The following is a 441-nucleotide window of genomic DNA, read 5'->3' on the forward strand; positions in this document are numbered from 1 at the left end:
ATCCGCCATCGCGTTTAAAAAGGATGATAAGTCCACGGCGATTACGATCGAGCCGACCACGGTATTCATGGTCCACCCATTTACTTTTATCGGTTCCCTTTATCATCAGCACAACGTCGGGCTTGCCGTCTTTATTAAGGTCGCCTTCGTATCGAGAAAACAAATCATACCCTTCGGGAATAAATGCCAAAGGGTTGGTTTTCAAGTCTGTTTGAGCCACAGCCGTGGGTTTCACACTTGCTTGCACGGTGTCTTTTGTTGGCACTGTGTCTTTCCCACTTTCGTTTTTCGCTTGCTTGCAGCCCATTATCAAGACCACAACAAATAACAGGTAGAACGTTCGTTGCATAACTGAGGTTAGGTAATTGGTTGTTTTAAACGCGGTGGTAAGGGTAAAAGGCCACTTGTAATTAGGGATATTCAGTAAATATCTAACTAATT

1 pseudogene is annotated in these 441 nt (G+C 44.0%); it reads right to left on the minus strand.

Annotation, left to right across the window (positions count from 1 at the left end):
- A pseudogene (locus HMPREF2955_RS04840) lies at positions 1 to 349 on the minus strand (hypothetical protein); the annotation flags it as partial.
- Between the last annotated feature and the right edge of the window lie 92 nt (positions 350 to 441).

It is taken from the genome of Prevotella sp. HMSC073D09 (assembly GCF_001814145.1).
GTDB classification, from domain to species: domain Bacteria; phylum Bacteroidota; class Bacteroidia; order Bacteroidales; family Bacteroidaceae; genus Prevotella; species Prevotella conceptionensis.